The sequence below is a fragment of the Nocardia sp. NPDC005366 genome, assembly GCF_040606855.1.
Lineage (GTDB): Bacteria > Actinomycetota > Actinomycetes > Mycobacteriales > Mycobacteriaceae > Nocardia.
In genome coordinates this window covers 146,800-160,130 of the sequence record NZ_JBEXFQ010000010.1, presented here as the reverse complement: position 1 = coordinate 160,130, position 13,331 = coordinate 146,800, and the positions used below count along the sequence as shown (strand labels likewise).

General features: G+C 65.6%; 13 protein-coding genes. 7 read left to right on the top strand and 6 right to left on the bottom strand.

Features of this window, described 5'->3' with window-relative positions; all coding sequences use genetic code 11:
* Nucleotides 1-148: 148 nt before the first annotated feature.
* Nucleotides 149-1,168 (bottom strand): LacI family DNA-binding transcriptional regulator, encoded by a 1,020-nt coding sequence (locus tag ABZS43_RS14475; protein WP_355036332.1) that lies wholly within the window; start codon nt 1,166-1,168, stop codon nt 149-151.
* A 212-nt stretch (nt 1,169-1,380) separates the two neighbouring features.
* Between ABZS43_RS14475 and ABZS43_RS14470 the strand changes: the two genes are divergently transcribed.
* Nucleotides 1,381-2,241, top strand: coding sequence for a lysophospholipid acyltransferase family protein (locus ABZS43_RS14470; RefSeq protein WP_355036331.1), 861 nt, complete (start codon nt 1,381-1,383; stop codon nt 2,239-2,241).
* Nucleotides 2,242-2,376: 135 nt separating this feature from the next.
* Here ABZS43_RS14470 and ABZS43_RS14465 read toward each other — a convergent pair whose 3' ends face one another.
* Together ABZS43_RS14465 and ABZS43_RS14460 are read right to left on the bottom strand one after the other, a co-directional pair.
* Nucleotides 2,377-3,591, bottom strand: a complete 1,215-nt coding sequence (locus ABZS43_RS14465; protein ID WP_355036330.1) for a fatty acid desaturase — start codon at nt 3,589-3,591, stop codon at nt 2,377-2,379.
* 416 nt (nt 3,592-4,007) lie between these two features.
* Nucleotides 4,008-4,739: a TetR/AcrR family transcriptional regulator C-terminal domain-containing protein gene (locus ABZS43_RS14460; RefSeq protein ID WP_355036407.1), complete on the bottom strand. Its 732-nt coding sequence runs from the start codon at nt 4,737-4,739 to the stop codon at nt 4,008-4,010.
* Between the two features lie 247 nt (nt 4,740-4,986).
* Here ABZS43_RS14460 and ABZS43_RS14455 point away from each other — a divergent pair, with 247 nt between their 5' ends.
* From ABZS43_RS14455 to ABZS43_RS14440, 4 genes are all read left to right on the top strand, one after another.
* On the top strand, nt 4,987-5,418 hold the full coding sequence (locus tag ABZS43_RS14455) for a DUF5994 family protein (protein WP_355036329.1): 432 nt from the start codon (nt 4,987-4,989) through the stop codon (nt 5,416-5,418).
* Between the two features lie 15 nt (nt 5,419-5,433).
* Complete coding sequence (locus ABZS43_RS14450; RefSeq protein ID WP_355036328.1) at nt 5,434-5,913, top strand: DUF5994 family protein; 480 nt, start codon at nt 5,434-5,436, stop codon at nt 5,911-5,913.
* Nucleotides 5,914-6,392: 479 nt separating this feature from the next.
* Nucleotides 6,393-7,394, top strand: a complete 1,002-nt coding sequence (locus tag ABZS43_RS14445) for a glycosyltransferase (protein WP_355036327.1) — start codon at nt 6,393-6,395, stop codon at nt 7,392-7,394.
* 195 nt (nt 7,395-7,589) lie between these two features.
* Nucleotides 7,590-8,735 (top strand): acyl-CoA dehydrogenase family protein, encoded by a 1,146-nt coding sequence (locus ABZS43_RS14440; RefSeq protein WP_355036326.1) that lies wholly within the window; start codon nt 7,590-7,592, stop codon nt 8,733-8,735.
* A 124-nt stretch (nt 8,736-8,859) separates the two neighbouring features.
* On the opposite strand, the gene ABZS43_RS14435 is transcribed toward ABZS43_RS14440, so the two are convergent.
* From ABZS43_RS14435 to lexA, 3 genes are all read right to left on the bottom strand, one after another.
* Nucleotides 8,860-9,489 (bottom strand): histone deacetylase, encoded by a 630-nt coding sequence (locus ABZS43_RS14435; RefSeq protein WP_355036325.1) that lies wholly within the window; start codon nt 9,487-9,489, stop codon nt 8,860-8,862.
* Nucleotides 9,490-9,631: 142 nt separating this feature from the next.
* Complete coding sequence (locus ABZS43_RS14430; RefSeq protein ID WP_355036406.1) at nt 9,632-10,756, bottom strand: lipase family protein; 1,125 nt, start codon at nt 10,754-10,756, stop codon at nt 9,632-9,634.
* Nucleotides 10,757-11,174: 418 nt separating this feature from the next.
* Nucleotides 11,175-11,846, bottom strand: coding sequence for a transcriptional repressor LexA (gene lexA / locus ABZS43_RS14425; RefSeq protein WP_355036405.1), 672 nt, complete (start codon nt 11,844-11,846; stop codon nt 11,175-11,177).
* A gap of 264 nt (nt 11,847-12,110) precedes the next feature.
* Between lexA and ABZS43_RS14420 the strand changes: the two genes are divergently transcribed.
* Complete coding sequence (locus tag ABZS43_RS14420) at nt 12,111-12,569, top strand: hypothetical protein (protein ID WP_355036324.1); 459 nt, start codon at nt 12,111-12,113, stop codon at nt 12,567-12,569.
* 278 nt (nt 12,570-12,847) lie between these two features.
* Nucleotides 12,848-13,318, top strand: a complete 471-nt coding sequence (nrdR, locus tag ABZS43_RS14415; protein WP_355036323.1) for a transcriptional regulator NrdR — start codon at nt 12,848-12,850, stop codon at nt 13,316-13,318.
* Nucleotides 13,319-13,331: the final 13 nt, after the last annotated feature.

Sequence of the window (13,331 nt, the reverse complement as noted above, 5' to 3'; positions counted from 1 at the left end):
ATTCCTCCTGTGCGACGCCCGCATGACATCGGGTCTTCGCCGTCACCCCACCCTGTGCTCGTGGTCGGTCGGCGCTACGGCACGGCTGATCCACACGCGTAAACCAAAGTACCGCAGCGTTATCCGAGATCGGGAATCAGCGTGCGGATCAGGTCGATTCGCGTTCGACCAGTCGGGCGAAATCGCCGTCGGCCTTGACCGACCGGGTGGGATAGCCCAACGTCCTCATCATGGCGGACACCGCCACCTCGACGATTTCCTCGGCGTGAAATGCCACCGAGGTCAACGGCGGATCACTCACCGCCGAGAGCGCGATGGTGTCGACACCCATGACCGCGAGATCTCCCGGGCAGCGCAAACCCGCGTGCCGAATCCCGTGCAGGAGGACGAAAGCCACCTCGTCGCTCTGCGCGCAGACGGCCGTCACCCCCTGCTCGAACCATCGGGACACCACCTCGGCAGCGTTCGAACCGTTCGCGGCCAGCGTCCCTACCTCCACCTCGGGCAGATCCCGCGTCCGTGCGGCGGTGCGTATGCCGCGCAGCCAGTACTCGCCGAGCGGTCGCAATTTCCGGTCGTCGGAATACGCGAAGGCCAACCGTCGGTGTCCGCGCGATGCCAGATGCGCCACCCGCAACTCACCGACGGTCTGATCCAAGGACGCGAGGGTGCGCAGATTCTGGCTTCCGAGGTGGATCTGAGGTATGTCCGCGGCCTTGACCGCCTCCAGCGCCGCACCGCTGAGCGGGAAGGTGCCCGCGACCGCCATCGGATTCAGATTCGAGATCGCGTCGACCACGTTCTCGGCGTCGTCGGTCTCGAACTGTAATGACAGCACGATGCCGTGCTGCGCGAGGGCGGTGGTCAGGCGGCTGCCGACCTCCATCGCGAGTTCGCCCATCGCCATCTGCGGCACGATGTAGAGCACGATGCCACTGCCGCCGATGGCCAGATTGCGGGCGGCGAGATTGGGTCGATACCCGAGTTGTCGCGCGGCTTCGCGCACCACCGATTGCGTCTGCGCCGAGATCGTCTGACCGGCGACGTTGTTCAGTACATAGCTGACCGTCGCCGTCGACACCTTGGCAAGCCGAGCCACATCGGCCTTGGTCGGTCTGGCCTGTCGCCGCACGCTCGCCACCGTCTCAGACTCAGAATCGCCCGTCACCTGCGTCATCATCGCATGGACGTCGCGACGGCCCACCGGCACAGGACCCTCGGGGTCCGTCCCGGTGAGCCGGTACGGTCGCCCGGCGATGTAACCTGTTCCAATCCCGTGCGGTACCGTGTCTGGGGAAGCCGTATCTGTACACGGCGCAGGGGTTGTACGACATTCCATTACGACGAAGTGCTGGGATCCGACATTCGATGGGAACACCGATGCTTGAATCCTCGCCTGCAAAGGCATATCTGTCCGACGGCGCGAAGCTCGACGTGACATTGGACGACACCGATCTCCGACTGCTGGAGACGCTGCTGGCGCCGCTGCGCGCCTGGACGAGTCCGCGCTACTTCGGTCTGGAGAACATTCCGGCCGAGGGGCCGGTGCTCCTGGTCGGCAATCACAATCTGATGGGCGTCATCGATGCGCCACTGCTCTTTCCCGAGGTGCTGCGCAAACGCGGCCGGGTGATTCGCGGGCTGGCCGAGAACGTGTTGATCGCGGTGCCGGGGCTGCGGCATTTCCTGCACTACTACGGCACGGTCCGAGGAACTCGCGACAACTGCCTGGCACTGCTGCGACGCGGTGACGCGGTGATCGTCTTCCCCGGCGGCGGCAGGGAGGCGATCCGCCGTAAGAACGAGAAATACATGCTGAAGTGGGAAGGCCGTACCGGATTCGCGCGGATGGCGATCGAGGCGGGCGCGCCGATCGTGCCGGTGGCGATGATCGGCGCCGACGACGCCTACGACATCGTCTTCGACGGCGAGCACCCGGTGATGCGCCCGGTGCGCTGGGCCGTCGAGGCGCTCGGACTCAAGTCGAATCTGACCCCGCCACTGCTGCGCGGTGTCGCGGCGACGGTGCTGCCGCGCCCGGAGCGCTTCTATTTCTCGGTGGGCACGCCGATCGACCCGGCGCCGTGGCGCGATGCCGCCGACCTCGACGTCGCCGCGGCGGATCTGTGCGCCGTGGTGCGCAAGGGGCTGGAAGAGGAGCTGAAATACCTGTTCAGTACCCGGGAGCGCGATGCGGGGCGAACCCTCGCGGGTCGCCTCCGTTCGATGCTGCCGATCTGAGACCCGTCGCGCCGGGACGGGGGCGCGCCGCTATGCCGATCCGGCCGCCCATCTGCTCACCGGCGGGGCGTCGATCACCGGATCCTTCGGCTGGCCGCGAGCTGATCCGACCGGGTCGTTCGCGGAGGGCTCCGGTCACCGGGTCCGCGACACCCGCCGCAATGCCGTGCGCAGCCCGCTGTGGCTGTGTGGCAGCTGATCCTGCACGCCGGGAAATGTCTCGAGAACGGTGAATTTTCGTTCGGATGCCGTCTCGGGCGCATCGTCGGATGTCGCGATCAGCAGACTGTCCGGCAGCGCCAATTTGTGGATGGTGCGCAGTGTCAGCAGATATTGGCGCGGCAGCGGGCCGGTCGTATACGGCAGATCGTATTTGTCGCAGAGTTCGCGTACCCGCTGGGCGATCTCGGCGTAGCGATTGCTCGGCAGATCCGGAAAGAGGTGATGCTCGATCTGATAGCAGAGGTTGCCGCTGAGGAACGCGAGGACCGGCCCCGCGTTGAAATTCGCGCTACCGAGCATCTGACGCAGATACCATTCGGGCTTGGTTTCGCGCTCCAGCACGTTCGGTGCGAACTTCTCGGCGCCATCAGGGAAATGCCCGCAGAAGATCACCAGGTATGCCCACAGATTTCGCAGCACATTGGCGCTCGCGACCGCGGAGAGTGTCCGCCGCCAGCGCCGACCGCTGAAAGCCGGGAAGAGGAGATAGTCCTTGCCGATCTGCCGGGCGATCTTGCCGAGGAACGCCCTGGTATGGATCGACTTCTGCGCGGGGTCCTTCGCGCGTTCACGCTCGGAATAGAGGCTGTGCAGGGCGATACCCCACTCGAAGGTGGCCGCCAGCAAGAGATTCCGCAGTGGTTGCAGCATATGGCCGGGCCGCCACGGCTCGTCGCGCGTCACCCGCATGACGCCGAAGCCGATGTCTTCGTCCATGCCGAGCACATTCGTGAAGACGTGATGGCGATAGTTGTGTGAATAACGCCAGTGCGCGGAGACGCCTGCCATGTCCCATTCCCAAGTGCCGGAATGTATTTCCGGATCGTTCATCCAATCCCACTGGCCGTGGCCGACATTGTGGCCGATCTCCATATTCTCGATACTTTTCGCCACCGCCAGTCCCACGGTTCCGAGGAACCAGCCGGGCCTGTTCTTGGTGAGACCGATCGTCAGCCGCGCGGCCAGATCGAGTATCCGTTGGAATGCGATGGTGCGCCGGATATATGCCGCATCTCGTGCACCGCGCTGATCGATGATGTCGCGGCGTATCGCGTCGAGTTCATCGCCGAGTGCCTCGATATCGGACGCGCTCAGATGCGCATAGGCGGCGACCTGTGCAATTGCCATTGTTATCCCCGAGTTCTTGGTTGTTGCCACGGTGGGCGGGTGAACACGATGTGCTGTGAGGAAACCGGCCGACATGCTCAGCGTTCGAATGCGTGCCCGAGCAGTTTCGCCACCCGGCCGACCACGCTGTGTGGGGGTTTGCCACCGATATCGGTACGACGACGGCTGGCCTCATCCGTTCCGGCAAGTGAAGATCGTACTCTCGCCGCGAACGCTCGAATGTGCTGCGCGATCCTGCCGTCGATCGTCATCGGACTGTTCCTGCCTACGGCCCGCCTACCGGTCGATAGCCGCCGAATAGCGCTGGCCGGTCGTCGCATGAACCGGTATAACCACAGCGTACGCCCCAGTTACAGCGTATGTCTACAGTGTAGAATGACGCTGTAGACGGCGGTGCCGTCGAGTGGTATCGCAGATCAGTCGGCGTTCGGTATCGTCGCGGCGAGTCCGGTCAGCAGAACGTCCAGGCCCCGCTCGAGTTCGGCGGCGCCGTCGTAGGCGGCGAGCACCGGAGCCAATCCCCGCAGCAGCGGGTATTCGCCGATGGGTAACCTGTGCAATCCGAGCCGGAGCACCTCGTCGGTTTCCTCGGGGCGCTCCACCATTTCCTGTAGTTCGTTGAGGACGTGGCCGTAGAGGAATCCGAAGACCATGCGGTAGATGTGCAGCGCGTCGGCTCCGGAGAATCCGGCGCCGGTGAGCAGCGCGAGAATATCCTCCAGCGGGCGGACCACCGCCTGCGGGCGCAGGCCCAACGGGGTCGCCAAGGGCCTGGTCACCAGTAGTGGCACCACGCGCGGATGGGTGAGCGCCAGTCGGCGGAAGTCGCGCGCGACCGTTCGCAATTGGGCGGCCCAGTCCGGGTCGGACGAGTCCACCGTCAACTGTTCGAACACGATCTCGGCGACTCCGTCCAGAACCGCGGCCTTATTCGCGACGTGGCGATAGATGACCATCGGATCCCGCCCCACCGCCTCGGCGAGTCGGCGCATCGACAAAGCGTCGACCCCGTCCAGGTCGATGATCTCCAGTGCCGCTTTCAGTACCGTCGCCCTGGTGACAGGGTTGTCGCCGCGGCCGGTGGCGACGGGATCGGTGCGCTGGTTCCGCGATCGAGAATTCGAGCGGTTGGCTGGCGGCTCGGTCATATCGGAAACTGTCTCCACTTCCGCAGGGGTATCTTCGTTGTAGGTCATGAGTGTAGACCTACAACGTTGACATTGGGGGCGAACCGGCGTTTACTGGAGGAATCGACACATCCGCCGATCTGGTCGGCCGCTGTCGGTGATCCGCTCGCGAGCATCGGCGGGCACACCGTTCTCATCGCGGCACGAGACGCCGTGGCGCGCACATCTCATGGCCGTGGCACGCCCGCCGCTGAACAGGAGCGCCATCATGGCAACGAGTCAGATCCACCGACCGTCCGCTCGTCATCGCGTACCGCCGGAGTTCACACCCCGATTGCGGCTCAAGCCCAAGGCCGAGCGCAATGGCTATATCGACGGCGCGTGGTGGCCGAGATCCGAGGACCTCACCACCGAATTGCCGGATCTGCTCGCGGTGTTGTCGGTCGGGCTCGGCCCGGTCTGGCGAGTGGTCTACGACCCGGCGTGCTGGACACAGGCGCCCGCGCGAATGACCGTCGACGGACGCGCCGTCCGCCTCGACGCCTACCGCTTCGAGCGTTGGAACACGATGTATGTCTTCGGCCGTGACAGCGGTCTGATCGTATTGCGCGTGATCCCGTCGGCCACCGACGAGAACACCGCGCACGCTGCCCTGATGGCCACGGTCGTTCCCGATCCGACGGCATTGGCCGCCGGTTGAACGGAGAAGAAGATGATGATTGACATCCACCCGCGCCGCCCGATCACCAACCATCGCGAAATGGGCGAGAGTGCCGGCGCGCCCCGGTCGCCCGAGCAGCCGTTCCGCACGCCCACCCGCACACCCCGCCTGCTGCTGTGCGGAGCGGACACCGGTTCGGATGGTGTCGACGGCGCATGGTGGCCGTGGACCGATAACCTCACCGCGGAACTGCACGACCTGGTCAGCGCCCTCGTTCCGCGTCTGGGCCCCGTCGCGCGCATCGGCTTCGACTGGAACGCGGTCAGCGTCTCGCAGCGCCATATCGATCGCGCCGACGGCATCGAGATCGTCGGCCCCGGCCTCGGGCAAGCGCCCGACACCATGCAGTTGTTCGGCGCGGACGCGTCCCACCTGACGCTGCTGGTGATTCCGGCGCATACCCCGCCCGACGAGGCATACGACAGGATGCGACGGGCGTCGGGGGACGCCTCCAGCGACCTGTCCGGCGAATAGCGTCGCCTCGGGTGTGAAGCCGACCTCATGGCGATGCTTGCCCGCACCGCACCGGAATATCAACTCTGCCAGTCGGATTCGGTGATCGAATGGCGTCGGCGATATGCCGTGCGGTGGGTGATGTCCGCGAGATGCCGATAATCCGTGGCTTTTTCGACAAATATTTCACCGATTTCGTCGCACCGGGGCCTCCGAGCCGGAGTGATATGCTGGGAGGTCTAGTGGTCGATCCGCCGTGTCCTTTTTTCTCGCGGATTCTCAAGCGCTTCGGCGTAACACGTTCAGCCAATTGAGTGGTTGCAGACAGCGGCACCGGCGGCGCTGCCTCGAAGCAGAAGGGCTGACCCAGTGTCGGTTTGGTTCTATCGCAGTCCGAAGGCCGAAGTGATTCGGGAATTGTACCGGACGTTCGCGGATGCGCGATATCGCGCGTTCGTTCCTGACCACAGATCGAATAGGTCGGTGTCGGTATGAATACCATGACTATTTCCTACGAACATCTATTCCGGCTCAGCGACGAATGCGGCATCTTCGAACACGCGAAGTTGACCGTACCGCGCGTCGAGAACGGCTACTGCGTCGATGACGTCGCCCGTGCCCTCGTTGTCGCGGTCCGCGAGCCCGAGCCCACCGAACAATTACTCGAACTCATCCGGGTATATCTGGACTTCCTCATCGCGGCGCTGAGCGAGGACGGACGCTGCCACAATCGCCGGGGCGCGGACCATAATTGGCAGGACGAACCGAGTGTCGAAGACCACTGGGGGCGCGCCCTCTGGGCGCTCGGTTCCGTGGTCGCCCGCAGACCCGATCTGGCGGAGACCGCGCTGACGCATTTCGGCACCGCGGCTCGCCGACGTTCCGAATTCCCCCGTGCGATGGCGTTCGCCGCGCTCGGCGCGTCCGAGGTGCTGCGTGTGTATCCGGGAAACGCCCAGGCCCGCGAACTGCTGGTCGACGCCGCCGAGTCGATCGGACCGCCTACTCGCCGACTCGACTGGCGCTGGCCCGAACCACGGTTGCACTACGCCAACGCCGTCTTGGCCGAGGCGCTGCTCGCGGTCGGCGCCCAGCTCCCCGGGCAGGGCCGCACGCAGGCCGACGGCCTGGCGATGCTGCGCTGGCTGCTCGATATCGAAACCTCCGGCGACCACCTGTCGGTCACCCCGGTCGACGGGTGGACGACCGGAGAAGCCCGGCCCGGCTTCGACCAGCAGCCCATCGAGGTCGCGACCCTGGCCGACGCCTGTGCGCGCGCATACGACGACACCGGCGACGAGCGCTGGAAGAATTCGGTGCTGATGTGCCAGGCGTGGTTCTACGGCGCCAACGATATGGCGACTCCGTTGGTCGACCCGATCAGCGGCGGTTGCTGCGACGGCCTCGAGCACACCGGCCGCAACGACAACCAGGGTGCCGAAGCCACACTCGCGATGATCTCCACCCAGCAACAGGCGCGCAGGCTCACGCGCGCCTCGTGACAAGTTCCCGGCCGGGGCTCGGATCGGCTCCTCGAGTCGTTCGGTTTGCGGGGAATTACAAGGAACTGTGTATGACAGCTCCTGGTGAGGCAACGATTCTGCCACCAGAAGTGAACAACGGTTCTCGTTCCGGGTACCGTGTGTGACAACGACGGGTCGGTCTGGTCCGGCCGGTGTTGTCACTAGGAGGTTGGTGTGGAGCGCACACTGTTCGAACCCGAGCACGAGCTGTTCCGGGAGTCGTTCCGCAAGTTTCTCGATCAGCACGTCGCGGCGAACCACGCGAAGTGGGAAGAAGCGGGCATAGTCGATCGCGACGTGTGGCTCGAGGCGGGTAAACAGGGCTTCCTCGGCATGGCCGTGCCGGAGGAGTTCGGCGGTGGCGGAGTCAAGGATTTCCGCTACAACGCGGTCCTCACCGAAGAGGTCACCAAAGGGCAGTACTCCGGACTCGGTTTCACTCTGCACAACGACGTCATCGCGCCTTACCTGCTCGACCTGTCCAATGAGGAGCAGAAGCAGCGCTGGCTGCCCGGTTTCTGTTCCGGCGAGATCATCACCGCCATCGCCATGACCGAACCCGGCACCGGCTCCGATCTGCAGGGCATCAAAACCCGCGCGGTCCGCGACGGTGACGACTGGATCCTCAACGGCGCCAAAACCTTCATCACCAATGGCATCAACGCCGATATCGTCATCGTGGTCGCCCAGACCGATCCGGAAAAGGGCGCGATGGGTTTCAGCCTGCTCGTCGTCGAACGCGGTATGCCCGGCTTCGAACGCGGTCGCAACCTCGACAAACTGGGCCTCAAGGCGCAGGACACCGCTGAACTCAGCTTCACCGACGTCCGCGTCCCCGGTAAGAACCTGCTCGGCACCGAAGGCATGGGCTTCATCCACCTCATGCAGAACCTGCCGCAGGAACGCCTGTCCATCGCGGTCATGGCCGCGGGAGCGATGGAGGCCTGCCTGGATATGACCATCCAGTACGTCCGTGACCGCAAGGCCTTCGGCAAACCCATCGGCGCGCTGCAGAACACCCGCTTCGTCCTCGCCGAACTCGCCACCAAGACCACCGCCGTGCGCATCATGGTCGATCGCTTCATCGAAGACCTCAACGCGGAGAAGCTCTCCGCCGAAGACGCCGCCAAGGCGAAATGGTGGAGCACCGAGGAACAACTCGACCTCATCAACCGCTGCCTGCAACTGCACGGTGGCTACGGCTACATGAAGGAATACCCGATCGCCAAGGCGTACATGGACGCCCGCATCCAGACGATCTACGGCGGGACGACCGAGATCATGAAGGAAATTATCGGAAGATCACTGAAACTGTCCTGATCGCACGGGGTTTCGTACTCCGGCCGGTACCGTGAGGTGTCGGCCGGAGTGCTGTGTCGGGCGGAGTGCTGTGTCGGGCGAGCGGGCATCCGGGTGGCGGCTGCCGGAACCGGTGACGGCCGACTCAGCCCGCGATATCGGAATCGATGACGGCGGTAACGGATTCGGTGGTCCACCTCAGATCCGCACCGGGGCGCCCGGCCAGGTAGGCGGCGATATGGGGGAGCGGCCAGCCGTGGGATTCGGCCAGTCCTGCGGCGAGATGACGCAGATACGCCGGCGCGGGCGGATTGCCGGAGATCTCGGTGTGACGCCACGGGGCGGTACACGTCACGACGGGGTGACCGTCGACAGCGCCGGTGCGCACGAGGGTTTCGTAGCGCCCCGGTCCGAGGGCGGTGCGGCCGGTATCGATGACCTCGGTGAGGTCGAGATCGGTTCCCGGCGCGCGATACATTTCCTGGGCGACGATATCGGAGAACTGTCCGACGGTCAGCAGATAGGCGTTGGCGGCCGTTTCGCCGGGCGCGTCCGGCGTGTAGAAGGCCCGTCCGCCGGTCCAGGTCACGGATTCGGTGGCGAAGTAGAGCAGACCGGGCAGGATCAGCGGCAGCGAGCCGCGCGGCGCGGCGTGATCGCGACATCCGGGCAGATCGATCGCCCCGCCGACCGGCGTGCCGCCCTCGAGATAGCACGCCAACCGGCTGCGGTGCAGGTTGGATCCGTAGGCGGCGTACCACACGAGATCGCTCACCCCACCATTGTGGCGCGCCCCGCGAGTTCGCCGGGTGCCGCGGTGTCGCCCGGTACGTCGTCGAACAGAAAAGGGGCGAGCGCACCTCATGCGCTCGCCCCTTTTCGCGGTAGCCGTGTCCCGGTCGGTTACCGTGCGTCCGTCAGCAGCGAACGGGGACCGGGTCGTTGCGGAAACGGGATTCGACGTAATTCCACGCGTCGGCGAATCCGGCGACCGCCGTGGTCATGTGCTCGGCGATATCGTACGGAGCGAAGGTCAGCGGGGTACCCGCGCGGCAATACCGGTCGACGACCTCTTTGACCGTGTCGAACGGCGTCAGTTCGTCGTAGATGCCCTGCCAGATGTACATCGGGGCGGTCGGCGTGCCGGAGTAGAAGCGAAGGCTGTTCTCGTGCAGGACTTCCCGCGCGGCGGGGCTGTCCATCAGGCTCTTGGACGCCGCGAGCTGATCGGCGCTGCGCAGGGCGCCGTGGAACAGTAGGAAACGGCGGCATTCGTCATGGGTGATATCGCGGAACCACAGACCGGTGTTGTTCAGCTGCTCCGAAACCGGCAATCGGTCCGGGTATTCGCGTTCCAAACCCATCGCCGCGGCGAAGGCGAGACCGAAGCCGGGGTGCGGTGCGAAGCCGAGACCGAGCGCCATCTGTTCGAGATCGGCCGGGATACCGCCTGCCACGACCGCGGCCAGCTTCAGTTCCGGCGCGTAGCTTGGTTGCAGCGCGCCCGCCCACGCGGAGGCCATGCCGCCGCCGGAGTAGCCCGCGATGACGACGGGCGAGTCGGCGAGCCCGATCTCGGTGGCGCGCTGCACGGCCCGCACGCCGTCCAGCGTCACCATGCCGCTCAGCTTCGCCGCGCCGTAGGCGACATTGGGGCCGAGGTAATCCGGCAGGGAAATCGCCCAGCCGCGCCCGATCGGCAGCATCGCACCGACCGAATCCTGGAGCTCGCCGTTGAACAGCGAGCGCGACGGATTGCATTTGGTGCCCAGCGAATTGATCAGCGCCTGGTAGGACACCAACGGGGGATTCTTCACACCGGTCGGCATCAGCACCGTGGTGACGGCCATGATGGGATTTCCGCCGGAATTGGTCGAGCGGAACGCCACCTGCCAGCCTTCGGTGCCGACATAGGGTCCGGAGTCGATGCGGCGGGTGCGCACGACGTCGCCGGGCGCCTTGGCGGCCAGATCGCTGGGCGGAGCGAAGAAGGGGTCGGGGTCGGGGGAGGGGTACAGCGGATCGGCGACCGCGGTCGTCATCAGCGAACCGGCTGAGAACAGGGTGATCAGGACCGCCAGGATCCTGGTCAGCGTCCGAGACAAGGGTGTGTTTCCTTTGTTCCAGGGAGTGCGGCGGCTGCGTGGCAGCGGTGATACCGCCGGCCCCGACGCCGGATGCCGCGATGCAGGCATCACCCGAAGTCTGAGATTAGCTGAATCACATTGGCGTGTAACACTTCTGGAATGCGTGAAAGATCACAAGGATTACCGCGCGCTGTTGTGTGATTTTGCGACGTCACCCGCCCTCACATTTCGGGAACGCGTATCACCAGCGAGTCTGTGATCCGCCGAGGTGGGGGTGGTCACCGCAAAACTCTTCGGGCCGCGTCGGCGTCGGGTCAAACGAAAGCGGGGCAGCCACAATGCATTGTCGCTGCCCCGCTGCCGAATTACGCGCTCAGATTTTGCGGATGACCGTGACGACCTTGCCGAGGATACGTGCGTCGTTACCCGGAATCGGTTCGAACAGCGGGTTGTGCGGCATCAGCCACACATCCTTGCCGGTGCGCTTGAAGGTCTTCACGGTGGCGTCGCCATCGATCATGGCGGCCACGATGTCACCGTTGTCGGCGACGTTCTGCTGGCGCACCACCACCCAGTCGCCGTCGCAGATGGCGGCGTCCACCATCGACTGTCCGACGACCTTCAGCAGGAACAGCGAGCCTTCGCCCACCAATTCGCGCGGTAGCGGGAAGACGTCCTCCACCGCCTGCTCGGCCAGGATCGGACCACCGGCGGCGATCCGGCCGAGGACCGGCACGTAGGTGGGAACCGGATGGCCCGGATCGGGGGTGTTGTCACGGTCGTCGACCGCCGCGCCGGGCAGGCTGGTCACCGCGCGCACGGCCTCGTCGAGACCGCGCACGTCCACCGCGCGTGGACGATTCGGATCGCGCCGCAGATAGCCCTTGCGTTCGAGGGCGCGCAATTGGTGGGCGACCGAGGAGGTGGAGGTGAGGCCGACGGCATCGCCGATCTCCCGGATGCTCGGCGGGTAGCCGCGCTCGCTCACCGAAGTGCGAATGACCTCCAGTACCTTGCGCTGACGCACGGTGAGATCCGCCCCGATCGGGGACGGGTCGGCCCCGGCTCCGCTCTCGTCACCCGTGTCGTCTGTGTGGCTCACCGGCAACCGCCTTCCTGTTGATGATGTCGCTCACTGAATTTAGTCCGGTCAGCCCGATGTTTCAAACATCTGTTCGACGTATGTCGGGTGTTACCGCTGACATTGTCGGTTGGCCGTGGTAGAAATCGAACACGGGTTCTTCGAACACATGATCGAATAACGACTCCTTGGAACGACCGCACAGCACCCCACACGGAGGTTTGTCCGATGCGCACCGTGATCCGAGATCTCACTGCAACGACCACCGTTCCCGCGCCCACCGACGCCGTCGGCGCGGGTGTCGACCCGGCCTCCGAATCCGTGCCGCGGGTGCGGCGCACGCGCCACGGCGGCGTGCGGTCACTCGACCCCGCGGCGCGGCCGTCGTCGGATCGGCGTCCGCGCGGGAGCAGGCCACGCGGTGTGGCCGAGTTGTATCGGCGGGGTTCCGTGCGCACCGCGTCGGCGCGGAATCCGCGCGGCGTGCATCCCATGGACGCCAGGGTCGCGCAGGCCGAGTTGGGTTTCGCGGCGCTGGCGGTGGCCGCGCTGCTGAGCGCGCTGGTCGTGACGGCGCTCATCGGGCTCGCGCATTGGCGGGCGGGCACATTCCAGGAGGAGGCGCCCGCGACGGTGCCGGGGGTGGTCGTACACCAGACCGACGCGCGGGATCCGCTCCCGCGTTGACGGTTGTCGCGATACCGGCTGATTTCCCGGGCGATAACTAGAACGCGTTGCTACCGTGGCGGCGACCCCGAGACCGTCGATGGGTGAATGTGCGCGCCTCCGCGCGGATGACCCCGTAGCCACCGAGTATTCTCGAATGGCTATGGAGGTATACCAGGCGTCAACGGGGATGTACCCCGTACCGGGTTCACGCCCCTGTATACGTGCTCGCCGGACCGGTCACGCCGATCGGAAGCCGGACCGGACGCGAGCACGCGCATCGACGAAGGATCTCTCGGATGCATTGCCCGTACTGCCGACACCCTGACTCGCGGGTGGTCGACTCGCGCGAGGCCGAGGAAGGCGCGGCCATCCGTCGTCGACGATCATGCCCGAACTGCGGGAGGCGTTTCACCACGGTCGAGACCGCGATCCTGTCCGTGGTCAAGCGCAGCGGCGTCACCGAACCGTTCAGCAGGGAGAAGGTCATCCGCGGCGTGCGTCGCGCGTGTCAAGGCCGCGAAGTCGACGACGATGCCCTGAACCTGCTGGCGCAGCAGGTCGAGGACGCCGTACGGGCGAAGGGTTCCCCCGAGGTGCCGAGCCACGAGGTCGGTCTGGCGATTCTCGGTCCGCTGCGTGATCTCGACGAGGTCGCCTACCTGCGCTTCGCGTCGGTCTACCGCTCCTTCACCTCCGCGGAGGACTTCGAACGCGAGATACAGGACATGCGGGCGGCGCGCGCCGCGGCGACGGTGAGCGCCGACTGAGCCGAGCGCACGC

What these genes read in the sequence shown, in the direction of transcription:
- ABZS43_RS14470 (WP_355036331.1), top strand. Translation starts at nt 1,381, where the DNA reads ATGCTTGAATCCTCGCCTGCAAAGGCATATCTGTCCGACGGCGCGAAG.
- ABZS43_RS14465 (WP_355036330.1), bottom strand. Translation starts at nt 3,591, where the DNA reads ATGGCAATTGCACAGGTCGCCGCCTATGCGCATCTGAGCGCGTCCGAT.
- ABZS43_RS14460 (WP_355036407.1), bottom strand. Translation starts at nt 4,739, where the DNA reads ATGACCGAGCCGCCAGCCAACCGCTCGAATTCTCGATCGCGGAACCAG.
- ABZS43_RS14455 (WP_355036329.1), top strand. Translation starts at nt 4,987, where the DNA reads ATGGCAACGAGTCAGATCCACCGACCGTCCGCTCGTCATCGCGTACCG.
- ABZS43_RS14450 (WP_355036328.1), top strand. Translation starts at nt 5,434, where the DNA reads ATGATTGACATCCACCCGCGCCGCCCGATCACCAACCATCGCGAAATG.
- ABZS43_RS14445 (WP_355036327.1), top strand. Translation starts at nt 6,393, where the DNA reads ATGACTATTTCCTACGAACATCTATTCCGGCTCAGCGACGAATGCGGC.
- ABZS43_RS14430 (WP_355036406.1), bottom strand. Translation starts at nt 10,756, where the DNA reads ATGACGACCGCGGTCGCCGATCCGCTGTACCCCTCCCCCGACCCCGAC.
- ABZS43_RS14420 (WP_355036324.1), top strand. Translation starts at nt 12,111, where the DNA reads ATGCGCACCGTGATCCGAGATCTCACTGCAACGACCACCGTTCCCGCG.
- nrdR (WP_355036323.1), top strand. Translation starts at nt 12,848, where the DNA reads ATGCATTGCCCGTACTGCCGACACCCTGACTCGCGGGTGGTCGACTCG.